The following is a 23,832-nucleotide window of genomic DNA, read 5'->3' as shown; positions in this document are numbered from 1 at the left end:
CGCTTGGCGGCGGCTTTGGCGTCGTCCAGCGTCACGGCGTCGACGATGGCGTTGCGCTTCTCGATATAGTCGATCGGCAGCTTGTCCTGCTGGTACTGCAGCAGCGCCTGGGCCAGCTTGGANGAGGTATCGAGCGCCAGCATCTGCGAGCCCTTGAGGTAGGACTTGGCCTCGTCGAGCTCCTTCTGCGTCGGGCCTTCCTCGGCGATCCGGCGCACTTCCTTTTCAATGGCATCGATGGTGTCGCCGGCGCGGTCGGCGCGCGTGCCGGTATTGCCGATGAACACCGCCGAATGCTCCATCCAGAGCAGCGCTTCATAGACCGAATAGGCNAGGCCNCGCTTCTCGCGNACCTCNCGATAGAGCCTGGAAGACAATCCGCCGCCGCCGAGNATGTGGTTGACGACATAGGCCGCCATGAAGTTGGGATCNCTNCGCTTCACGCCNGGGCCGCCGAAGGTGATCACGGTCTGCGGCACGTCGAGNGTCACGAAGGCGCGTTGCGGCGGTTTTGCGGCCTCGACGTCGGGGACCGGCGTGAGGTTGGCCTTGGCGGGCAGGCTGCCGAAGGTGTGGTCGAGCAGCTTGCCGAGGGTCGCCGGATCGACGTCGCCGACGACCGCGATCTTCAGCCCATCCTTGGCGAGCACGCGGCCGACATAATCCTTCAAGTCGGCGACCGTGATGGTCGGCACGCTTTCGAGGTTGCCGTTGGTCTGCCGGCCGTAGGGGTGATCGCCGAAGGCGACCTCGAGGAACTTGCGGCTCGCCAGCGATGTCGGATTGGTGGTCTCGCGGCGCAGCCCCGAGATGACCTGCGAGCGGATGCGCTCGACATCGGCGGTGTCGAAATGCGGCGAGGTCAAAGCCATCCGCAGCAGATCGAAGGCCTCGTCCTTGTTGTCGCGCAACATACGCAGGCTGCCGCGGAAGGTATCGCTGCTAGCACTGAAGGAGAGCTCGATGGCGCGACGGTCGAGTCGCTCGTGGAAGCTCTTGGAATCGAGATCGCCCGAGCCTTCGTCGAGGAGGTCGCCGACGAGGTTGGCGACGCCCGATTTGTCCTTGGGATCTTGGGCCGAGCCGCCGGCGAAGGAATATTCCATCGAGATCAGCGGCACGGTCGCGTCCTGCACGAACCAGGCTTCGATGCCGCCCGGCGAGGTCAGATGCTGGATCTTTGCGGCTGCATGCGACGCCGAGACCGCGGCCAGTGCGAGGGCCGCGCCGGTAACGAAGGACAGCGCGAAGTGACGCGCGCGGAGGAAGGGATAGGTCACGAACGCTTCTCCTCGCGCTTGGCGGTGGCGGTGTCCTTGATCAGATAGCCCGTCACCGAGCGCTTCTTCTCGAGCCATTTCTGCGCAACGGCGCGAACCTGCTCGGCAGTGACTGCGCGGATGCGATCGGGCCAGCTCCTGATGTCCTCGATCGACAGGCCTGTGGTCAGCGCGCCGCCATACCAGCGCGCCAGCACTGCCTGGTTGTCCTGGGCATAGATCGCTTCCGCAATGAGCTGAGTCTTGACCCGCTCCAGATCCTCGGCGCGGATCGGGTTCTGCGCGACATTGGCGATGACGCCGTCGACCGCCTGCTCGACCTCCGCGAAGCTGACGCCGGGCTTCGGTGCGGCCGAGATCGCGAACTGGGTCGGGTCGAGCGAGATGCTCGAATAGCTGGCGTTGGCCGAGACCGCGAGCGGCTTGTCGACGACGAGGGCGCGGTAGAGATAGGAATTGCTGCCGCTGCCCATCAGCTGCGCGAGCACCTCGAGGGCCGCGCTCTCGCCGGCCGCAGCCGCGGTCGCCGAGGGCACGAGATAATAGCGCCGCATGTTCGGCTGCTCGACCCGCGGGTCGGCCAGCGTGACGGTGCGCGGTGCGGCCGGCTCCGGCTCCTGCGGACGAATGCGCCGCGCCGGGATGGCGGGCTGCGCCGGGATGGAGCCGAAATTGCGCTCGACCAGCGGGCGGATTTCAGCGGCGTCGACGTCGCCGGCGATCACCAGGATCGCGTTGTTCGGCGCATAGAAGCGGCGGTAGAAAGCCAGCGCATCCTCGCGATCCAATTTTTCGATTTCTCGCCGCCACCCGACGATCGGCCGTCCATAGGGGTGATTGAGGTAGAGTGCCCCCTGAATTTGCTCCCTCAGCCGCGCGTCCGGATTGTTGGCAACGCGCATGTTGCGTTCTTCGAGCACGACGTCACGTTCGGGCAGCACGTTCTCGTCCTTGAGGATGAGGCCGGTCATGCGGTCGGCCTCGAACTCCATCATGGTCGGCAGCTGCTCTTTCGGCACGCGCTGGTAATAGTTGGTGTAGTCGACCGAGGTCGAGGCGTTCTCGTTGCCGCCGGTGCGATGCACCGTCTGGGAGAATTCGCCGACCGGGTGTTTTTCGGTGCCCTTGAACATCAGGTGCTCGAGGAAATGTGCGAGCCCCGATTTGCCCGGCGTCTCGTCTGCGGAGCCTACCTTGTACCAGATCATCTGCGTCACCACTGGTGTGCGATGGTCCGGGATCACGACCACCTGCAGGCCATTGTGAAGCGTAAAGCTGGAGAGCGGCACGGAGCTCGAAGGAGTCTCGGCTGACATGCCATCTGTCGAGAAGGCGCAGGTCAGGACAAGCGCTAGAAGGCACGCAACCGATCGAGATGAAGATGTCGGCAGCCTTGACAGCACTCGAACTGGAACGAAAGCACGGTGGGGCGCGTGGTTGGTCGCGGCATTGTTATCGGCCTGGTTCGTCCGCCGCTGGAGCGGCACGAGCTTTTGCAAGCTCCATTGCAGTTGCTTCTGGATGAGGAATGAGATCATGATCAATGTCATCTATCTGCTGCTCCATGCTTTGGATATCGCCAGGTCGCGCTTGCTCGAGGGTATGATCCTGTCCGGCGACGTCGCCGGCCAACCCAAAGCATTAGTCGTGCCAAGAAGGAACTCTTTGAATTACAACTTGGCCGCCCAAAGCAGCCTGTTCGCATCTTCACACATCGTCGCACCTCGGACACGGTGCGCGCGCTTTGCAACAAGTCTGGCTATCGAGAGATCTCTTGCTTTCGGAGCGGGGTTGGACCCGCCTAGCGCTTGCAGTCTTGAGCGACGATCATTTCGGTTCGTTGGTGCTGCGCGTATGTCCGCGCTATGCCGAACAGCCACGGAGTGGCGGTGAACACGATTTAAATGCGATATGTCAGTAAGCCTCCGAGGGAAGACGCTTTGCGGCGGGCTGGCCTGATGGTCGAGAACTGTACGTATGGACAGCCATACGATCCGTACGCTGAGTCGGCTTGAAGTGGTCGATACAAATAGACCGACATCTGAGCTTTCTTCTTCGCGACCATGCCTGCCTCACAATCCGAGATCGTCGCCGGGTCCCGGACATGAGAGTGTCGAGAATCGAGTTGTTTGGCCCGTAGACCTTCTTGATCTGGTTCAGCGACTGGGCGATCAGAAAACTCTTGCTGCCGTAACCAGCCATGAAGGCGAGCGCCGACTCAAAGAAATCGAGCCGGCCGAGCGCCAGGAAGTCGTCGAGCATCAGGGAGGAGCCGGCGCCGCCCGACCTTGACCTGGAGATGCTCGGTCAGGCGGCGGCCGATCTGGTTGAGGATCAGCCGGATCAGCCGCTTGGTGCGGTTAATGTCCGATGGAGGTACGACGAGGTGTCGCTCGGTCTCCGCCGACGATGTCACTAATCCGACAGTCGCAGCGTCGCGTCACCTCGGCCACCACGGGATCTCGATAGAGGCCGAGGAACACATCGCGGTGCTGAGGACACCAGAGCGCTCGTTGCCGGACTTGTTCAGCAGCTCGCGCGCGGCGAAGGCAACGACCGGTTGGATGCCGGCCTCGCCGAGATGCGCGGTCCGCATAATCGCCGCAAGCATCGATTCGATCGGCCGCTTGGGATCGGACAGGAAGGCTGCGACGCCGGCGAGCGTCTTGTCCTCCTCGGCGTAGAGGACGTGGAGAATCGCGCCAACCAGGAGCGCGTGACGGGTCATCTCCCAATGGTTTCGCTTCTCGAGGCTGCCTTCGGGGTCGACGAGGATGTCGGCAATGTTCTGGACATCGCGCACCTCCCGCTCGCCGTGCCTAACCTCCAGCAACGGGTTGTAGGCTGATGACTTCGCATTGGTCGGATCGAAAAGAAGTACGCGGCCGAGCCGGGCACGGAAGCCGGCCGTGAGCTGCCAGTTCTCGCCCTTGATGTCGTTCGCGATCGCAGATCCTGGTCAAGTCAGCAGCGACGGGATGACGAGGCCGACGCCTTTGCCGCTCCGGGTCGGCGCGAAGCACAAGATATGCTCCGGTTCGGAGGGCAGAATGCGCGAGCGGCGCGTCCGCGCGACCACTCCACGACAGATGGACGTCGCGCATTGGAGCCTACCTTGCAAATTATTCGACGATGAAGGGACTGTCGGAAGCTCCGATTGTAGAACTTGAGACAATTAGTCAGCAAGATGGCGCAACAAATCGACGAAATTCCGCAAACATACGAATTCAGTTCGGCACGCGGGTTGCTTCCTTCGGTGCATCATCACCTAACGCAGGTCGGCCGTGTCGACATCCCGTGGGGAGTTTTCCTGAAGAGCAACCTTGGTACCGGGCGTTTCAACAAAGGGAAGATGAACAATGAAGATTGGATCCCCCACAAGGGGCGGTCCTACCAGAAACACCCTTGAAAGTCAGTCAAACGGAAGGTTCTCATATTACACGGCCGACGTTGGTTACGAATTCCTGCGCGGTACGAACTACAAAGTAGGTGGATTTATCGGCTGGACCTATTACGTCCAGAGCTCGGACAGGACCGGTTGCGTTGAGTTCGCTAATCCGCGGCATCGATGTCTTGCGCCGGATGACAACAGGATCGTTGGCACCGAGGATACGCAATGGAATGCGCCTCGAATCGGCCTGAGCGCCGAAACCATGCTGACCGAGCGTTGGCGCTTGAGCGCTGATGTCGCTTACTTGCCCTGGACTGATTTCATCGGGCGAGACAATCACCTCCTGCGTCCCGAGACTACGTTCACGGAACAAAGCGGCAATGGTGGCGGCGGCGTCCAGCTTGAAGGCGTGCTGTCCTACTTCGTCACCAGCAACATCAGCATTGGCTTTGGTGGCCGCTATTGGGCCATGTGGACCAAAAGGGACGCCGGGTCCATGCACTGCGGTAACGGCTGCATCGAGCACTCGCCCTCATTTGCGAAGTACAGTATGGAGCGCTGGGGTACATTCTTTCAGGCCTCATACAAGTTCGACTCAAAGACTTGATCTTGGCCAGCTCGAGACTGCCTCTCGAGCCATCCGAAGCTTCTGGCGAGCATCGACGTGGGCGCAATAGCACCCCGGAATCGACTGGCCGGTGCCGCTGCGGTCCTGCATCGTGCATCAGAGCTGTTTCGCGGCGAGGCGGGGCGACCGGAGCTCTAGCTCTTCCCTCGCTGGCACGGCCATCGTCGACCGCCGCGCGGCGGAGGTCCCGAGCAGTCAGATGCAGGATCCACGTCTCGTCGATAAGAACCAACCGCGCGACGTCGATCCTGCCTTGATGTGCTTTCCAGAGGATCCGCTTAGCCTCGCGCTCGATCTCGATACCGTTCCGCCCATCAACGGCCGCTTCATCGCAACGCAGGCCGTCGGGGTATTTCTTGCCACTTCATCGAACATCACAACGCCGATCCCCGGCCATTCAAATGGACCAAGTCCGCCGACGACATCCTCGCTTCCATCTATGTCATGTAACGCCTCGCTATGCTGGCGATCGGTGCATGCGGATCTCTCCCCAGGCGGCTCTCTTTGGGACGAAACACCAATCGACAACCTGAGTGAGTCTTGAGGAGAATGGGAGGTCATTGAAACGAGCGTGCGCCTCCGATAGGTCATATCGACAAGACGCATCTTGATGGGAGCCCGCGCGGCGGCCACAATAAAATGCCGGTCCAGACAACCTGCTTTTACTGCGCTTGCATCCACACTATACCAATGTGTAGCCGAGCTAGCCACGGGGATGAATTGGCACGAACCGCGGCCGGGATCATTGTGGGCCTTATGGCTATGTACACTCAGGTTTACGCCCAATGCGGGGAGGCGCAGGAACGCACAGCTGAAGGTCGTGCAGCTGCACTATACTCCAGTTTGATCGCTGACCTCAGTCAGCTGAATTTCGCCGACGCGGATGACCGCCGAGCATTCCCTCCGACCCTACACAGCATATTGGCAAAGCATGGACTGTTCGGGCTCACCACACCCGGAGAGCACGGCGGATTAGCTCTTCCCTTGCAAGAGGCCATCAACCTCATCTCCGCCACTGCATCTTTCGATGTCTCCGCTGCGTCAACGCTCGTTATCCATAACTTCCTGGCCTTGCCCTGCATCGAAGCGGCACCGCACGTCCCCGACCAAAAAAATATCATTTGGGGTGCAACGCGCGGCGATCTCTGCGCTTTCGCTTTGACGGAGCCTGGAGCTGGCTCTGCCCCGAGGCATATAGAGGCTTCGGCTCTCATGCGCGAAGATAAAGTTCGTATCTCTGGCCGCAAGATCTGGATCGGCCTCGCTGACTGGGCTCGCTGGATCGTTTGCTTTGCGCGCGCGTCTGGTCCCGATGCGAAAGGCCGGCTCGTTGGTGTACTCGTTGACAGGCAGGCTCCAGGCCTAAAGGTCACGCACGAGCATCGCACACTCGGTCTACGTGGCATTATTCAGAATAGTCTGGAGTTCCAGGATGTCGAGGTGCCGCGTGCTTACGTGCTCTCTCGCGATCAAGACGGCTGGGGCGCGGCGGCATCTAGTATGAACCGCGGCCGTATCGGTGTGGCTGCTATGGGTCTTGGAGCGCTTGAGCGCGCTATCCAGGTCGCTGCCTCTTATGCAAGCCATCGTCGACTCGGTAAACTGCGCATGATCGAGAACAGCTACATCGAGCAGTTATTTGGGCAGATGGTGCTGCGGCGGGAAGTCGTGAAGGCGATGCTGGCCGCATCCTGCCGACTTGTTTCAGCGCAGGGCGCGCCTAACGTCCACCTTGCGTCCGCAACGAAGGTTTTGTCCTCGGAGTGGTGCGGCCTTGTCGCTGATCAATGTGTCCAGCTGTTAGGTGGCCGTGGTTACGATGAGGGAACGCCTTTAGCCAAGATCTATCGAGACGCTCGCATCCTCCGCATCTTCGAAGGTCCGACTGAGGCGCTCCTATCACATCTCGGCCGCTGCCTCCTCTCTAAAGCCACGCGTGACGAGATAGCCGATCTCTTTCGGTCTGTTGGTGCGGCATCAGTCCATGCTGCTGCAATTGAGGAACTCTCTGCGCTCAATGAGACAGACGGTGCCGTGCTGATCTATGCGGGTTGGCTCACCACACTGGGACTGGCACAGGCTGTCATGTCTGCTGGTTGCTTCTCTGCCTCAGATTGCGCCGGAGCAGCGGCTGAGCTCGTTAGTTCCGAATTAGCAACTCTCCGTACTCGCGCGCCGGCACGGCAATCTTTCGAACGCCGCAATCGCGCCAGTCAGACTCTGACCACCTTCCTTCAAGACGCGGCCTGTTCGATTCGCTCACCAGTCCTCACAGACGATTACCTCAAATTGGTGCAGTACGTCTGACATCTAGCTCGCGGTCCGGACGTCTTTCCACGTCGTGGTGCCGCGCGCGGCGACGCAGCTGCGGAAAGCCGAGGCGTCGCCGAGCACTGCCGCCTTCTGAATCCGGCAGGCTCTGCTATGAGGCCTTATCCCGAGCTCGCTCCCGGGCAACGCGCCGGCGCTGACGGCGTCCACGTCGGCCGGCGGCCGCAGCAAGGGAGCAGCCGGCACCGCCTCCTCGGCCGCTGCGGCTCGACAACGGTGGGCCGCCACCATGAACTTGAGTACGTCCCGCCCCTTGTCGTGATGGCCAGCCACCGTTTCGGGGTCTCAAATGTTCGATACTGACGCCACCGTGCTTTTGCGCCCGGCCGCCTGCGATAGGGATCGCGTTTTCCAGATCTTTCTCGTAATACGCCTGAATAACGCCATGTACCACCCTTGTTCGTACGTCGGCCTAAACAACGACGCAGTGCCGCCCCACACGCAAAAGCCCAAGCCCTTCAGTTTGCCTTACAAGGCGAACAATCTTAAGGACCGCTCTTTTTGAAATGGAGGAAGTTACAGACGTCATAATACCCTGCTTCATTCAAGCGGAAGCCAAAGGTCGATATGCGGTTCTTCAGAAAGAGCGGATCGAAAGCGAACGCCTGAAAACCGTTGGAGCAGTCCAAGCGGATATAGTCATCAGTACGCACCACACCCTGAACGTTGATGCCGCAAAGATTGTAGTATTCCAGGCGAGCTACGGTTGCCGTCTCGCTAGTCGAAAAGAGCGACAAAGCGAGATCAAAGGGCGCCTGGCACACCCGTGCGAGAAACTCCATTGGCGCATCCATCGTACCAAGAAAATTAAACGGCAATATACAAAGTACCCTTCCGTCATATCGCCGCATTATCTCATCGATCAGCCGCGTTCTTTTGAAGAACTTGTTAGCCTCACAGCGGATAACTGCTCCATTTCCCTCTTTTAGCCGTCGTGCACGAGGTGGGTTTATGTCGATCCCGAGGTAGTCATTGTCAGCCTTTTTGACGCCGATGAGGCGATAGCAACTACAACCTACCTCAATGATCAAATCGTATCGGTTCGAGCACAAGAGATCGAGATAGAAGGCTCTCTCACAGTCATGGAACTGACGCACCTGAGCGGTGAAGTAGTTCGGACGCATGAGACGTATCCCTTCGTCGCCGAGATAGATCGCTCGATTGACTTGCCGGGAGTGGAGGGCGGGCGAGTTCACGGGCGCCTCATATCATCTCGTTAGGCTGAAGCATACACCCTACGGCACCGCCGTCCGATCGCGGTGGTCAGTTCATCGCTCAGCATTTTCGCGGCTGAAGCCACATCCCCAACTGTTTGCTCAGGGCAGATCAGGTCGACCACGGTACCCGGCGGAGTCCAACTCTCGGGCAGATCCGTTACATCAATAGTAATAAGATCCATCGAAACTAAGCCGACGATTGGCACACGGGTACCACATACGAAGACGTGCCCCCGATTGCCCAGAATACGCGGAAACCCGTCTCCATAACCAATGGACGCTGTAGCGACACGCATCCGCCTCTTCACTGTGTAGGACCTGTGGTATCCGATAGCTTCCCCCTGCTTCACTTTTCGGCATTGAATGATTTGCGTTCGCAGACGGACGACTTGCGATGGCTTGAAGTCGGGATCATCGGAGGTCGAGAAGCCGAAAATCCCTCCACCCGATCTTATGAGGTCAAAATGAAATTCACTTCCGGCGAATAGTCCCGCCGAGTTCGACAGTGACAGAATAGCTTTCGGAAACAAATGGGTCAGTTCGCGGAACCGATCTAATTGCTGAAGACTGACCTCATTTCGCAACTCCGCGCAGGCGAGTTGACTCATGAACAGCGCTATAGGCAACTCCGACAGCCCGTTTTCATCGCCGGCGAGTTTCTGCAACTCATCAATAGGAAACCCTAGTCGGGACAAGCCCGTGTCGACATGAATACCCGCTGGCAACGCCCGATTGCGAAGTCGGCAATGCCGAAGCCATGCATCCAATTGTTCGCGGCTATTCAGGATTGGCAATAAATCATGATGCTCGGCAGCCAGCTCCATACCTGGCATAACGCCGTGAAGCAGGTAGATCCTCGCAGATGATGGCAGCACATCCCGCACGGCGATACCCTCCTCCACATCGGCTACGAAGAAATGCCTGCAGCCAATGCGAGCGAGAAACGGCGCTATACGCGCCGCGCCAAGACCGTAGGCGTCTGCCTTGACAACTAAGCCGCAAGCGCTGTACGGCGCAAGCGCCTGAAACCTCCGATAATTGGATTCAATGGCGCTGAGATCAACAATCATGGTCGATCTCGAGGTAACGCCGTAACCGGTATCTGCAAAATTATGAGAGAGGTTGGCTTCGATACCAATCGTATCCGGCATATGCCTTCCCCTCATGTCGCGCCGACATGTCGATACGGAGAATACAGGGATCGTACTGCCTCTTCCGCACACGCGGGCCCAAAACGAAACCCGTTACCCGCACCACCACCAATGACATGCAGACCGGCGACATCTCTCGCTGGACGGGAGAACGGGACACCATCGTCAGAATAGCAGTCGCAAAATACGCGCACTGACGCCACCGCGGGAACGTCAGAGGAAAACCATTTTGCCAGTATTGCGGTTGCACGAGCCAGATCATCCGAGCTGACGCGCAGCCCATTGATGTCGGGCCTCACATCCCATTCCTGCGAGGTAAAACTGAACAACCAATATCCTTGCTCAATCATGGGAATGAGGAAAGCATAGTCGTCGAACAAGCCGATCATTGGACAGTTTGGGGTGGGGCGCGCCGCCAGGTGAAGCGCGACGACTTTTTTAACTCGCAATCGCGGTTCGTCTGTAAGATGCCGACGCAATGGTGACTCTGGTAACCAGGGGCCAATTGCGAGGATGGCCCGCCTTGCCGAGAGTTCGCTGTCATGAGAGGTCTGAAGAAGAATATCGCTTGGTCCCTGCCATATCCTTTCAATTGAACTGCCCTCATAAATCGAAATCCCGACAGTCTTGAGCCTTTGGGCCAGATCCTGAAGAATGGAATCGACTGGGCAGTACGCCCCCCGATCCAGCGACACGGCCACGTCGGGCGGAACAAAAAACCGCGGCAGCGAGGAAAGTCTCTCGGCCAACGCGAAAGATGTTGATGGGGTGGTACCGCCCACGCTGCTCCGTCGCGCGAGTTCGTTGGGATCGCGCGTCAACCAAAACACATCACAGTCTCGGCCATTTGGCCAATTGGGATAGACCTCTCGCCAGAACTTCGAACCACGATTGATGAGGCTCCTTTCCTTCTCGTTCCGACAAATGTTGATTTGGATTCCGGGGGCCAACCCGCTGGCACCTGCCCCAATGATATCCCGTTCGAAGATGGCGATTCTCTTCTTCGGGCTATCGCTCGCTGCGATGAAGGCGGCAGTGAGCCCCATGACGCCGGCACCAATGACCGCTAAGTCATAGATCCTGTCGGTCATCGGGTTTCTTTCCAGGAGATGGACAAGGCGCTCAGAACTTCGCTGCCGCGATTTTCCAAATAATGGGTTCGATCTGGTCGCAGAAACACAAAATCCCCTGACTTGACGGCCAACTCACCATCATCGGTCATCACCTGACCGTGGCCGCTCGTGATTCGCCAGATCTCGGTGGAAGGATGGGAATGAGGCGTCGACACCGCGAACGGATCGAGCCGGAATTCGATGAGTTCAACCGGACAAGTGGTCTTGGGATCACCTATTCCTTTGACGTCCTGTATTAGTACACCAGGGCTATAGACCGTTGTGTCGCCTAAGGTCATCAGCTGCGCATTCTTCATGATCTACTCCCGATAATACCTGCTGGATCGCTGCGCTGCCGACCGCTCGCCGCTCCACGGGAGTTCTCGCCCCCCGTGCTAGTCCAGTTGACGACGCCCGCTGCAGGCCCGCAATCGTAAGCCACGCGGCCGATGATCGAGTTGAGGACGGTTGAAGCACGCCAAGGGACTAGGCTGAGGTTCGTATCAGCGATACCGTGTTGAAAGCGTGCGCCGTTCTGTATGTACAAACGACATCTTTCGGGACCGTCAAAACGAGCCGAAAAGTCGTCCTCGACCACGATCTCACGAGAGCCGCCGGGCGCGCTGACAACCGCCAGTCGGCTTGCGATCGGCTCTAGAAACGAAGGGATTTCAGTGCGGTAGCCGGTGGCCAAGACAATAATGTCAGCGACATGTTCTGAGCAAATACCTGTCGTCTGCTGACGTAAGCCCAGGCGAAACGGGCACGCGCTGCGCAACTCGTCCGCCGTGGTGTCGACGCGTATTTCCACGTGAGCCGGGTAGGACCCGCGATGGACCTCGCGATCGTAAAGTGCGCTGTAGATCGTGCGAAGTGTCGCGGAGTTGACGCCATCGCTCGCCAATGACTGCCGCTCAAGAATTTGCTTCCGAGTCGATTCGCTTTGCTCAAAGAACCAGCCGCCATATTGCGGAAAGAACCATTCATTGACGAAGGGGGTATCTTCGAGGGCGAATATGTTTGCCCGGCGCGTTACCCAGGTCAGGGCTTCCAGCGGACCGTATGCCCCCCTCAGGAGACGAAGAAATATTTCAGCCCCGCTTTGGCCGCCACCTACGACCACAACACGCTTGTTTGAAAGCTCACGGCGCTGCACGAGGAGGGTACTGCTGTGAAACACCTCGTTTGGCGGTGCATTCCTGCCCCAATCAGGAATAGACGGGACCCGACCCACGCCCAGAACCGCCGTACTGGTTTGGTAGTTGCGGCGACCAGTTATGACATCGAAGGATTCGTCGCGCAGTTCGACTGCAATAACACGCTCGCCGAACTGAACGTTGGCCAGCTTTTCCGCTGCCCATCGCAAATAATCGTCAAATTCACTACGGCTAACACACGCGAGTCCTCGGACGATGGCTTGGTAGATCCGCCGTTTATCATGCAGGTAGGCCAGGAAGCTATACGCGCTCGTCGGATCCGCGGGTGTTACCAAGTCCTTTAGCGGGCTAGTTTGCATAACGGCACCGTCCAGAAGCAGACCGGGATGCCATCTAAGCGTTTCTGATCTTTCGAGGATTCGCAAAGAGATTTCCGGAATCGGTGCTGCGAGGGCTGCCAAGCTCAGATTAGCCGGCCCTGCACCGATCGCGATTACGTCAACGCTGTTGCCGTGCTTCAGCATCCCTGATCCTTGCAAACAGCCGCTCGATGCTTCCGGCCGGTCGAGACGACTTGAGTTGCGAGAAGGACACCATTCGCGACGATCAGCATCATCATGCTGATTAGCAGTTCATCGAAGCTGCTGGCTTTCACGACCTGCCCGGCGATGTATGGAAATCCGAACAGGCCAATGAAATAGGAGAGCGTGAAGACTTGAGAAGCAACGGCAAATGATGTCCCATCCGTACCTGCAATGAAAACAACCATACCGTTCAGAGTCGAATAGCTCAGCCCGTATCCCAGTGAGAACATCGCTGTTCCGAGGATGTAGATCGCCGCACTACCTGCATTCATGAATAGGATGAATAGCCCGGCGATGGTGCACACGATAAGAAACGCGGCTACGCGTTCAAGACGAAACTTTCCAATTATCGGGGCCACCGCAAACCGCAGGAAGACGGCTGTCAGCGTGAATACAAGAAAGAACGTGTCGGCAGATTGCGACCGCGATGTCGCGTAAAGCGTCTGGAACGTGGAAAGACCGGCGAAAGCGCATGCCCCGAGGCCTATCATGATTATCGGATAGCGCGTGTTCGATTTGAGGGCTCCTAGCACGCCTTCAAGGGTGAGTCGTACAGTTGGCATTTTGATCTGAGGAGCTTGCGCCAGGGCCCTACCGGCGAACTCCAAAAGCATCGCACCAACGAGACATGCAGCCGCGAATAAAGCGTAAACCGCGATGTAGGAACCAGAACTTTCCGCGACGGTGCGCGCGAGGGGGGCAGCAAGCCCGATGCCCAGCATTTGAGATCCCGAAAGCAAGGTAAGATACTTGATACGAGCATCAGCTCGCACGTGACCCAGGACTTGAAGCGGCGCCAGTATGTAGAAGACTGACCATCCAATGCCAAGAAAAAGCCCGCCGACGTAAGCGAAAAGCGTCAAAGTTTGCGCTGATGCGAAACATATCATCGCCATCGCCATCATCGCTGCGGCAAGGGTGATGGTTCGCATTACGCCCAGTGAGTCCGCGATGCGGCCAGCTACGAGCGAACACAGTATTGTGGCGATCGTACCGGTCGAAATAACGGCTCCGGCTGTCGTGGCGCTTTGTCGAATGGACCGCAGAGCATCCACGAGAAAGAAGCTCGAGCCATAGGATGCGGCCACGCTGATACTGCCAAGCATAAAGGGGATTGAGATCTCCAACGGGATTTGATTGGGCAATTTCTCGGCGGGAACGATGTTCGCTGCAGGTGTCATGCTACTATTTTCCCGGAAGGCATCGATCAATATCTGCAACCGCTAACTTGCGCCCATGGATTTTTGGTACTGTTCCGATCCGTTGGGATGAAGGCGTCGAAGCGCATGCTGCAACGGGATGGCCGCTATGACCTAGCCAGTGCCACAAGGCTTCTGTTATTTTGGGCATCAGCGGCCAGGCCAGTATACTGAACCCCATCAGCCATGTGTAAGCGGTCTGATGGTCCGGCTTGTCATCAAGATAATCGAGCCATTCGATAACCGCTCTCGAAGCTTGCGACACTCGCAGGTGGTCTAGCGAAAGGACGGCGCACTGCCCCTCGTAGAGGCGATCCAGCGCGATCATCATCGCGTCATCTACGTGACACCCGGTGAGCGCCGGCATCGCGCTTACGGAGTCGGTGCAGCGATCAATGGCTGCAGATATCCTATCGAAAACTACGTTGTAGCGATCGACTAACCGCTCTGACACCAAATCGGTCTCGGTTTCTTCCGGGCAGATTTCCGACAGGTACACTCTAAGAACATCAATAGATATATTTGGAATTCGAGTGATTTCACCCGCCCAGATCACGTGACTGCGACTAGTGGAGAACTTCGATCCGTTCAGTCTAAGGAAATGATTAAAGAAAATTCGATCAAATGGACGAAACGAGTTTTGCCCCAATGCGCATCCTGTAACTCCGACAAGCATCGGAATTGTGTTATCGATGCCGGTGGCGCCAATCAGGAAAGTATCGGAATCACGGGCAAAAGGATTGAGCTTGCCGGAGTCCTCTGTGTCTTTATGCCCGCAATAGAGAGAATGAGCGTAGAGTAACGAGGAGTAGCTGAACAATATCTGCTGGCTGTCGAAACGCCCCGAATCCCAAGCCAGCCCGTGCAGGCCTGGTACTGTCAATCGCATTTGCTGTCCTTTGCGTGCGACATACCGCTTCCCTATATCCAGAAAGCTGGATTCGACGGCTGCCTCGTCCCACGCCTGGAGAAGTCGGTCGTGTCCCGAAATTGAAAGAAAGGCGGAAATGTTGTCCGTCCATTCTACGATCCGCCCTCGCCTCGATACCGGATTCAGAGCTTCTTCGGGCTCGAAATGATATCCACACTGTTCGCAGAAGAAGCTACCCGCAGATGCCTCGCACACCGGACAGGTTGCACCAAACCAGCCTCCAATGCAGAAGCGCTCTTCTGGTTGCATAGCAGCAGAACCTGCGTCGTCCACTGGTAAGCGTGCTGCGCGGAAATGGAGCGAGCCCGCTGCAAACAAGGCATCCATGAGCGCGTTGCTGACATTGGAGAAGCGCTGCAGATTCCTGCCATAAGCCGGATCATCGAAATGATCGAAAACGATACCTACGGAGGCGAGATCCTCAACAATTCTAGTGTGGAAGCCATGTGCCAGGTCCGAGGGGTCAATGTTCTCACGGACCGCTCGGACCAAGACATGGTTCTCGAAGCCGTCGGTCGTCAGTCCAGAGCGGACATGATGCCCCGCTCTCTTCAGATGTTTCTGTACGATGTCCATTCTGAGAAATGGTCCAGCAGCGTGACCCAAATGTGCTCTGCCATTGGCTGTCAAGTTGACGGGGGACATATACACATCCGCAGGATGCGTGGTCGCTACATTTATCGGCGGGATAGTCGGGCTTTTACTCATATCTGCACAAATGACTTCCACCACATCCTGGAAATACCCAAACAGATGCCCAGATATTTCGCCCGGAAAGCAAGAGGAGCACGCGGCTTGACTAGGTTATGGACGCCGTTAGGTTGCGTCTTTAGAAATCGGCCCCCGCAATCCGTGCAAAACCTGTCGCGCTCTGTTGGAGGTTTTCGAGCGGACGACCCTCTTTCGCCAGCTTCTTGACGTATCGCCGCATCTCGGCTTCCAGCATAGCTAATCTTCCCGCCTTTGGTTTATCGGGCCAACGACCCGCTTCCTTGGAAGCGATCGGTGATGACGCAGAGAACAAAGCAAGCGGCGCGCCAACTGAAATTGCTGATTCTGCACTTTGTCCCAGCCTGCGTATCGTCAGCTTTCCGACATTGGTCACGAACCTAACAGGCGGCTCAGTAAAGCCCGATGAGAGTTCACCAGTATCCCGACCACAATCGCGAGGACGACGGAGATCCTCGGATGAGCACCCAGCCGATCCCAAAGCAAAGATGACGACCCGGGGCTTTTCTAGGTTGCAGATGATGCTGGCGTAATCGGTGATTAGGCGTAAGCGGTGTTCAGCAGCCACCTTCCAGATGATGGGGCGATCTGCGAGTCTTCGGTTCGGTTTGGATCGTTAGGCTTAGAATGGACACAGTGCATACTGCTATCGCGGAGCCGGTGCGGCGGCTTGAGATCTTCACCGGAGCCAGCCGTCGATGGAAGTGGAGCGACGAGGACAAGGCGCGGATCGTTGCGGAGATCGTGGCGAGCGGCGACTCGGTCTGTTCGGTAGCCCGACGGCACGGATTGTCGCCGCAGCAGTTGTTTGGCGGGCGACGTCAGTTGAGAGAAGCAGCATGCGATCATTCCGAAGCGGAAGAAGTACAGTTTGTGCCGGCGGTAGTGGATGCCGTGATGCCGGCGCGCGCTCTTGGCCGGGAGCGCAAAGTAGCGCGCTGCAAGGCCACGGCGGATTCCCGGGCTCGCCATTGCGATGCCGGGATCATCGAGATCGATCACGATCCGGGCCGGTCATGGTGCGGATACGACAAATGATTGCGTCGATCGTCCAGGCACTGAAGGCGAGCCGGTGATCGGTCCGTCGGGTGCGGTCCGGGTGATGGTGGCGACCAAGCCGGTAGACTTCCGCACGGGGGATTGAAGGGCGTGCGATCCTGGTGCGCGAGAGCATGCGGGCAGATCCACTCTCGGGAGGCCGTCGTCGCAACCCTGGTCTCGAGACTTGCAAGATCGACGACGTCGATCCGCTCGCCTATCTCACCGACGTCCTGACAAGGATCGTCAACGGGCATCCAAACCGCGACACTGACCAGTTACTGCCCTGGGCCTACCGAGCTCAAGCTTTCAAAGCCGTGGCCTGAGAACGACGCTCTGATGTCCGTTGGCTCAGAACGCAGAGGTTCGCCCGATCGTTGATCGGCTGTTGATGCTGATGATCGCGCATGGGTGGAGGCGGAACCGAAGGACGTCGGTGATCAAGCTCTGATGCGCGGGTTGGCTACCGCATTCCCGATTGTGCGTCCGAGGTCTGCTCCGATCTTACTGCGGGCGTCGGTGCTCTTGCCGGCCACAAAGCGTCTGACGGGCATTCCCTCTACCGTGGTCCCGCTTCCGCCAATGCGCGATGATGAGAGTGCCTGATCAGGCTGATTGCACTTGCCTGGCGACCGCCCACATGAAGCCGACCAGTTCACGGGCGATAGCAGTGCAGACCACCGTCGTTCGCTTGCCGCGCGAAGCGAGCTTTCGGTAGCGAGCAGTCAAGCGGGTCTGCGCCTTCCATGCGATCTCTCGCACCGCTGGCGATGCCTGCTCGAGCCGGTATAGCTTTGTTTTTCCGATCTTCGGCGGGTGCCGATACGTCCAGGCGCTCTCGACCAACACGTGGCAAACGCGGCCGTTGCCAGCCTTAGTGATGCCGCCACGCCTGACCGTCTCCCCGCTCGATCGCTCGCCCGGCACTAGGCCAAGATAGCCCATGAGCTGACGTGAGGTCTCAAAACGGCTCACGTCACCAACCTCAGTGGCAAATGTCACCGCGACGATTAGATCGACACCTCGCAGTGTTTGAAGCGCCCGCACGAGCGGCTCAAGGACCAGGCCGAGACGAACTCTTCGATCGTGCGCTCCAGACGTTCGACCCGCTCCTTGGCGATGCGAACTGCTTCGAGCATTTCTTGGAGCGCGATCTGATGCGCGGGATGATCGAACTGCTGTTCCTGAAGCCAACGCAGATAGCGCATCGTCCATCCCTTCTTGCGGGGATAGGTGCGGCCATGCTTGAGCATGAAGGCGCTCACCTGCTGGCGCTGGACCCGCAGCGCCTCAACCGCCGCCGCCCGGGCGCGGACGAGATCTCGCATCGCTTCGTGGCTTTCATCGGGAACCCACACCGCCGTTAACTCGCCGGCGCGCAGCAGCCGGGCGAGAGAAATAGCGTCCCGGCGGTTTGTCTTCACGCGATCGCCCAGCTTCCTCGGGATCAGCGATGGCGCAACCACGGTGCATTCATGGCCGAGCGACCGGATCAGGCGATAAAGGCCATAGCCAGTCGGACCGGCCTCGTAACAGAAATGCACACCACCAAACCGGCTGGCGATCCGTTCAACAACCCGGCGCATGGCGGTGGCCGACGCGTCGACCTCACCGAAGAAACGAACCTCTCCTTCCCGGCCTGTTTCCGCGATCGCGATGGCGTTTTTCAGCTTCGCGACGTCGATTCCGACAAATGCTTCCCTATAATCTGCCACGGCTCGTCCTCCTGTGATGAGGATCGGCTCGGTACGCCCGAGTAACCCTCGGACGCGCAGTGTAGGGCGAGCCACCTCACTGGAAGAGGCGGACATACGGCCTTACATTCTACCTGAATGTGCGGTCCGTCTTTACCGGCACGCCAATGGCAACTTGCTCGATCCGAGCACGGCCGATGTACTAGCTAGCGGCGGCGGTAATCGACACGGTAGCGATCGGGGGCTTCAGCTCTGTCAATAGCATCGGGCGATCCGCTGGCAGATGGTGGGTTCCAGACAGAGGGCATCGACCCACACTGGCCGCTTTTCGTTTTCTGAATCGCGTCGGGTTTCGTCAGCTTTCGGAAAGCTAATCCGCGTACAACGCCGTTGAAGTTAGCGGCGCGTGATAGGGACAGCGCTTGCCCTGTGTATGCGTGGGGCTTTTGGGCGCCGAGTCACGTTTCTGCTAACTTCAATCAGTAGTGCGGGCGTGGCAGGGACAGCGTCTGATCCATCCCAGCCCGACCAGCGCCGAGTCGCGCCCGCGCTGCTTCAGGTGTGAGACTGGGATCGCCGCCGCAGCACCTGTTTGGCTGGCGACGTCAGTAGAGAAGAGGCCGGCGATCATTCCGAAGCAGACGAAATACAGCTTGTGCCGGCTGTGGTGGATGCCTGGTGCTCGCTCTTAGCCCTGAGCGCAAGGGGCTTGAGGCATCGAAACCCACACGAGGAGCTTAGCCTGCTTTCACCAAGCTCTAACGGGCCGTCGGTCCACTTGAGTGCAAGCGCAGGCCATTCACGCTTTGACGCGCGAGGGCACGAGCCCATCAAACCTGAGTGCGGCCAGCGTCTATCTCTGAACATTCGACCCCTCGCTGCACTACTTTCTAGCTTCCGTCGAAGCGTACCGCTCCAACATCTGACGGGCCGCGGCGAGCTCCGGTATGACGTCGGGCGCACGTTCAGGGCGGCAAAATCCGTGTTCCCGGCCGTGGTGTTGCACTGTCGGAGGCGATGCGGCTATTCCAGTATCGATCGCGAAAGGATCCGCGCGTGGGCATCGGCAAGGTCCGTTGGAACCTCCGAAACACTCACGTCATCCTTTGTGTGACGACTGTCGATATATCATGTTCGTTCAGGTTGCTGTACCGGTCGGCAAGACTTTTGAACAACTCACCCATCTGATCCGACCGAACAGTAAATTCCCCATAGTTAGGATCAAAGAGGGTCGTCATTCCATTCGATGTCGACGTTGCGATTGTGTGGGCGCCACCTCCGGCGAAACGCAAGCCGACCAAATAGATCGATGGATCGTCGGTGACCTCGTTCACGATTTGGTCAATGCGCGAAGATGTACCAAACCTATATCGCGTCTGTTCGGCGGACGGCTCTAGGCCGGCTTCGCGTAACATCGTGCTTTTTGCCTGAAGGTTGTGAGAACCTTCCGCACTATCGCTTCGCAACAGAGTCTTGAGGTCTTCATACCGCTGCTGCCGCACTGCCGCTGAGCTGTGATTTTGAGTACCCGGGCGCAGCGCCCTCATCCGGGATGAAGGGCTGCTTGGGAGATTGAGGAGCCACTCCGCTGCCAATCCGACGCAGATTCCGTTGACATTGGCCTCGGGCAATTCAGCAGTCCTGAATTCGAACAGAGGACGGAGAGGCCTCGCTGGAGAGGATGGATTTGAGCGGGAGGACAGAGAGGATGTGCTGGGGTCCGAGGAGCTTGGACTGTAAATGTTTGCATCGGAGGTATGTGGCTTGCTGCAGCAGAGCCCCATTTTGTCGGACAATTCCCCAGATGGCGGGCTCTCCCGTTGAGCGAGATCCGTCAGTGTTTGCGCAAATTCGCTACTGTCTACCTGACTCGGTTCGTCAGTTTGATTAAGGCGCGTGGATTGGCCACTAACTCGATTATACATGGTTCGCCTGCCTCTTCAGCGTACGTTTCGTCAGAGCGAGCGCGGGCTGCTTACACCCTGCCTGCGAATGATATTCGCGGCAAGCTGACGACGAGCTGACAACCAGATAAGCTTGGAGAAGCTACTGCCCCAGCTGGCTATTTGGTGACTCGACCGTCTCTGCTCACCAGCCCCGCTCGACGAGCTAACCGCTCTTGCACAGCGACCGGCAGGCCTAGCTTGCGCAATTCCGGATGCAGTCAGGGTGACGGCGACCCCGCCTTGTGGCCGAGGCGGGGCCTGGACATACGAGACATCACTTGAAACCGGATCAGTGCACTGTCAGCGGCTCTTTCTTGACAGCAGCGAATTCAGCTCAGCCCACCCTGCACACTGCAACAGGCGATCGGTCCTGACATATATCCGCTTGTAACGCCTCATTCCGGCGGTGCCGAACCGGTGCTTCTGCATCCGCTCGGCCTCATCTTTCGCTCGGATATCGTTAACTGAGCTCATCATGCTGTCGCGCTCATCCGCGCAAACAACATTGCCGCTTCTGATGGCCCTAGCCCAACGATGCCTACAAAGCTCGGCGGCGGCATTGGGATGTCCCGATGAGTGGGTCTCCACAGGTGCAGGCAATATCGGCTGTTATTCACATACTGCGAATGTGGCGGATGCAGTTGCATGACGCACTCCTCTTCATCCCAGAACAGGTCTTTGACAAAGCACATCTCGTCCCAATTCGGACAGCGCCGCGGCGTCGAGACAGCGACATGCTCCCAGCCAGGACGGACTAGTCCACTTATCTTGAGTTCACACCCGCAAGGCCCCTGCACAAAGAACAGACCGCAAGGGCCTGATCCCGGAACGGTAGCGAACTGGCCGTATTGCACGCGACCGGCCTCCAGCTTCTCTATGATCTGAGCTCGCACGCCCCCTCCTTTGCCTCTCGGATGGCCTTGAACTCGACGTAGATGACGTTGTCTCGTAACTCATCAACCGGCTCGGTCCTCGGCCCAGCGTTCCTATGCCACTCTTCAGCGAACCACATGAGAAAGCTGCAGATGTCCATCATCACTCGTTCTCCTGTATTAGTCTTCTAACGCTCGCATTGTTGCCGACGAACGCTCTCAATCGCCGCTGATTGCCTGACTATGAGCCGTGCATGATCTGAGCGATGGCGAATCAGCCCGCGGATTGCACCTTCCCACTCATGGTGGCCCGACGGGTTCGCTCATCGGACAACTGCGTCTTCGAGCCCCTCCCATGCGAAGCATCTTGCTCATCGATGCCAGCCAGTGCTGACCGCACATCGCCGAACAGAGCGCGGGCATCAGCAACAGTAATGTCTGCCATCGAGCTTTCGCGCTTTAAGCAAGCGTTCGTGCCCGTGCCCATTCATGTCTCATGGCGACCTGCTTGAGCACATGAAATCCGCTGCTCTTGGCCCGTCACCTCGTCTTCAATGAATCGATCGTCATCATGGCATGCTCCCTATAATGGCCTTTGACATCTACATTCCATGATGGCTCGCAAAACCAGTGGCGGCACCAGGTGACGCTTCGCGGCGATATTGCTGCTTCGTGAGGTCGTACTTGATCATTCGCAACCTTCTCGCCGAGTCTGAAACAGTGCCAATGCGCCATCTATATGACCACGATTGAGTTGTATGGGGGCCAAATCGAACGGGCTCGCACCAGAGCCGCGGATCCCTCGCATGAACCGTCTTCGAGCTGATAACATCCAGCGGATCGCCTGCCATCTCGCTGCCTCCTTGTAAGCTAACGATCAGAGACAATGATTACTCGATCTCATTGACTGCAACTGCGATCGTCGGCCGATCTTCCCGCGTCACTTACGATGCAACTCCTAACGCATTGTTTCCGGTATGGCGCTCGCGAAGCGCTCGCCCTTTTCCTGCTAGTGCGGGTGTTGTCTTTCAGACGTCGACGTCGCGAATCCGACCACGGGCAGCGACTCCGTGTCGTCAACGTTGACAGACGCGCTTTTTCTTCTATCAAAGCGATGCCGGCACTTCTCCGTCGTGGCATGCAGATTGCTGTGGTGACGGAACGCGACCTCCCTGTACCGGCGATGCGCGAGCATATCATCGGCCAGATGCTCGCCGCGCGACAAACAAGGATTCTGATAATCGCGCTTTGAAAGAGAACTGCGAATTTATGAGTGATACGAGGCATGCAAAGCCTGGCAATTTTCCGTGGACCAGCGCGGCGTCTGATGAAATGACGCATTGGCGCGCACCAAAGCACCCAACGATCAAGCATTACGGCGCCGATTGTCGCTCCCGGCAGGCGCAAAGGCGGTGGAACCTCTGGCCGCTGGCCGCACTCCTCATAAATGCGCTGCTTTGGGTCGGTATCTACTGGATCATCAGAGCGTTCTTCTGAAATAATCTCGCCGATAGCAACGGCGCGAGGACCCTCTCGTATGCGGCTGCAACGTATGCGCACCATCAATCGCACGTGGAGACCTCTTTCACAGACTTGGTTCAAGTCCACACCTGGCGCCGCTACCTGGACATAAAATCCGCCCTTCCGACCGACGCGAACGAAATAGCGAGGCATGACGCTCTCGAATTGACGAAGCTGATATGCCGGCAGCTTGCCGGCCTGGATTGCAGCCGCGACGAAGTGCCAAACACTGACCTGTCACAGCTCAACACTGCCACGCGTGGATGTCATCCGGCCTTTTCGTTCAGCGCGACGCATTGACTGCAAATGCAGGTCTAGGGCTCCAGCATGCTCATGGTAAGAGGACTAGCTTTCGAGAAGCTGACTAAACGAGTAGACCTGAAGTGGCCGTTGGGCGGCCTGCTCAGCGCTCGACGTACGTGTCGCGATCTAGAGCGCGGCACAGGACCGTCGGGCCTCGCCCTACGGTGCCGCCGTCCCGTACAAGCGCCGCTGACTTGCCTGCTGAGCGACATTTGCCTAGCCATTGGTCGGGTAGCGATCAACCGGCTGGGGCGCTTTTTATCGAACCGCAGCGACGCTTTACAGCTCTTGCTCAGGCCACGTATCGTCCTCGTCTCTGCGCGTCTGCCACAAGTGGGCACGCCGAGCCAGGTTGTCATATTCCATGGCAATCTTAAGCAGCCTGTCTCTGGGTTTGCCGTCTGCGAGCGCTTCCGCTTTCTTTCGCGTTGCTTCCGCACGGGCTCGCCAGTGGTCGGGCTGGTAGAGTTTACTTTTCGGATTCATGCCGCGAGCATGCAATTCGCAGATCAAAGAAATACGACAGCGGCGCTCCGTATAATCACGTAACAGCGACGCTCGTGGCCGCGGTTGCCGAAGCGGACAATCGCCATGCATAGCCGCTGTTCCGAAACACCAAAGTGCGCGTTGCAGCCGAAGTTTGTACGAAGAATGCACAGCCCCGACATCCTCAGACGATCAGACGCACGAAGGGGCTTGAATCGCACGTAGCGTCAGATTGTACGATCCTGGACAAGTGGGAACCACC

At 58.2% G+C, this 23,832-nt stretch carries 15 protein-coding genes and 3 pseudogenes; 5 read left to right on the top strand and 13 right to left on the bottom strand.

What is annotated here, in order from left to right; genetic code table 11:
• The 3 genes and pseudogenes from A3AS_RS0136520 to A3AS_RS48685 all read right to left on the bottom strand — a co-directional run.
• On the bottom strand, positions 1 to 1,280 hold a 1,280-nt coding region (locus A3AS_RS0136520), incomplete at its 3' end, for a pitrilysin family protein (protein ID WP_018322398.1).
• Positions 1,277 to 2,596: a pitrilysin family protein gene (locus A3AS_RS0136515; protein WP_018322397.1), complete on the bottom strand. Its 1,320-nt coding sequence runs from the start codon at positions 2,594 to 2,596 to the stop codon at positions 1,277 to 1,279. The genes A3AS_RS0136515 and A3AS_RS0136520, both read right to left, overlap by 4 nt.
• 796 nt (positions 2,597 to 3,392) lie before the next feature.
• Positions 3,393 to 4,320: pseudogene (locus A3AS_RS48685) on the bottom strand (type IV secretory system conjugative DNA transfer family protein); the annotation flags it as partial.
• Between the two features lie 319 nt (positions 4,321 to 4,639).
• On the opposite strand from A3AS_RS48685, the gene A3AS_RS44265 reads away from it, so the two are divergent.
• The 3 genes from A3AS_RS44265 (at position 4,640) to A3AS_RS0136485 (ending at position 7,606) form a co-directional block, all read left to right on the top strand.
• Positions 4,640 to 5,278 (top strand): omptin family outer membrane protease, encoded by a 639-nt coding sequence (locus A3AS_RS44265; RefSeq protein WP_245283361.1) that lies wholly within the window; start codon positions 4,640 to 4,642, stop codon positions 5,276 to 5,278.
• Between the two features lie 220 nt (positions 5,279 to 5,498).
• On the top strand, positions 5,499 to 5,843 hold the full coding sequence (locus A3AS_RS47945; RefSeq protein WP_157644486.1) for a hypothetical protein: 345 nt from the start codon (positions 5,499 to 5,501) through the stop codon (positions 5,841 to 5,843).
• Between the two features lie 212 nt (positions 5,844 to 6,055).
• Positions 6,056 to 7,606, top strand: a complete 1,551-nt coding sequence (locus A3AS_RS0136485; RefSeq protein WP_018322396.1) for an acyl-CoA dehydrogenase family protein — start codon at positions 6,056 to 6,058, stop codon at positions 7,604 to 7,606.
• Positions 7,607 to 8,115: 509 nt separating this feature from the next.
• Here the strand turns inward: A3AS_RS0136485 and A3AS_RS0136475 are convergent.
• From A3AS_RS0136475 to A3AS_RS47940, 8 genes are all read right to left on the bottom strand, one after another.
• Entirely contained in the window at positions 8,116 to 8,826 is a 711-nt protein-coding gene (locus A3AS_RS0136475) for a hypothetical protein (RefSeq protein WP_245283360.1), read from the bottom strand.
• Between the two features lie 20 nt (positions 8,827 to 8,846).
• Entirely contained in the window at positions 8,847 to 9,998 is a 1,152-nt protein-coding gene (gene alr, locus A3AS_RS0136470; protein ID WP_063707644.1) for an alanine racemase, read from the bottom strand.
• A gap of 11 nt (positions 9,999 to 10,009) precedes the next feature.
• Entirely contained in the window at positions 10,010 to 11,089 is a 1,080-nt protein-coding gene (locus tag A3AS_RS0136465) for an FAD-binding oxidoreductase (protein ID WP_018322392.1), read from the bottom strand.
• Entirely contained in the window at positions 11,086 to 11,427 is a 342-nt protein-coding gene (locus A3AS_RS0136460; RefSeq protein ID WP_018322391.1) for a cupin domain-containing protein, read from the bottom strand. The genes A3AS_RS0136465 and A3AS_RS0136460 overlap by 4 nt, the downstream gene beginning before the upstream one ends.
• Positions 11,424 to 12,791, bottom strand: a complete 1,368-nt coding sequence (locus tag A3AS_RS0136455) for a lysine N(6)-hydroxylase/L-ornithine N(5)-oxygenase family protein (protein ID WP_018322390.1) — start codon at positions 12,789 to 12,791, stop codon at positions 11,424 to 11,426. The genes A3AS_RS0136460 and A3AS_RS0136455 overlap by 4 nt, the downstream gene beginning before the upstream one ends.
• A complete protein-coding gene (locus A3AS_RS0136450) occupies positions 12,785 to 14,032 on the bottom strand; it encodes an MFS transporter (RefSeq protein WP_018322389.1) in 1,248 nt (415 codons plus the stop codon). The genes A3AS_RS0136455 and A3AS_RS0136450 overlap by 7 nt, the downstream gene beginning before the upstream one ends.
• Positions 14,033 to 14,036: 4 nt before the next feature.
• A complete protein-coding gene (locus tag A3AS_RS0136445) occupies positions 14,037 to 15,626 on the bottom strand; it encodes a class I tRNA ligase family protein (protein ID WP_157644485.1) in 1,590 nt (529 codons plus the stop codon).
• 184 nt (positions 15,627 to 15,810) lie between these two features.
• Positions 15,811 to 16,086 (bottom strand): hypothetical protein, encoded by a 276-nt coding sequence (locus A3AS_RS47940; RefSeq protein WP_157644484.1) that lies wholly within the window; start codon positions 16,084 to 16,086, stop codon positions 15,811 to 15,813.
• A gap of 251 nt (positions 16,087 to 16,337) precedes the next feature.
• Between A3AS_RS47940 and A3AS_RS0136435 the strand changes: the two genes are divergently transcribed.
• On the top strand, positions 16,338 to 16,748 hold the full coding sequence (locus tag A3AS_RS0136435) for a transposase (RefSeq protein WP_245283359.1): 411 nt from the start codon (positions 16,338 to 16,340) through the stop codon (positions 16,746 to 16,748).
• 179 nt (positions 16,749 to 16,927) lie between these two features.
• Positions 16,928 to 17,074, top strand: a pseudogene (locus A3AS_RS0136430) (transposase domain-containing protein); the annotation flags it as partial.
• A 280-nt stretch (positions 17,075 to 17,354) separates the two neighbouring features.
• Here A3AS_RS0136430 and A3AS_RS0136425 read toward each other — a convergent pair.
• Both A3AS_RS0136425 and A3AS_RS49555 read right to left on the bottom strand, forming a co-directional pair.
• Positions 17,355 to 18,559 (bottom strand): annotated as a pseudogene (locus A3AS_RS0136425) (IS110 family transposase).
• 977 nt (positions 18,560 to 19,536) lie between these two features.
• Positions 19,537 to 20,226, bottom strand: coding sequence for a YopT-type cysteine protease domain-containing protein (locus A3AS_RS49555; RefSeq protein ID WP_256375118.1), 690 nt, complete (start codon positions 20,224 to 20,226; stop codon positions 19,537 to 19,539).
• Between the last annotated feature and the right edge of the window lie 3,606 nt (positions 20,227 to 23,832).

The organism is Bradyrhizobium sp. WSM2793, from assembly GCF_000379585.1.
GTDB lineage: Bacteria > Pseudomonadota > Alphaproteobacteria > Rhizobiales > Xanthobacteraceae > Bradyrhizobium.
Note: the sequence above shows the minus strand (reverse complement) of the source record. Positions and strands in the feature narration are given on the sequence as shown.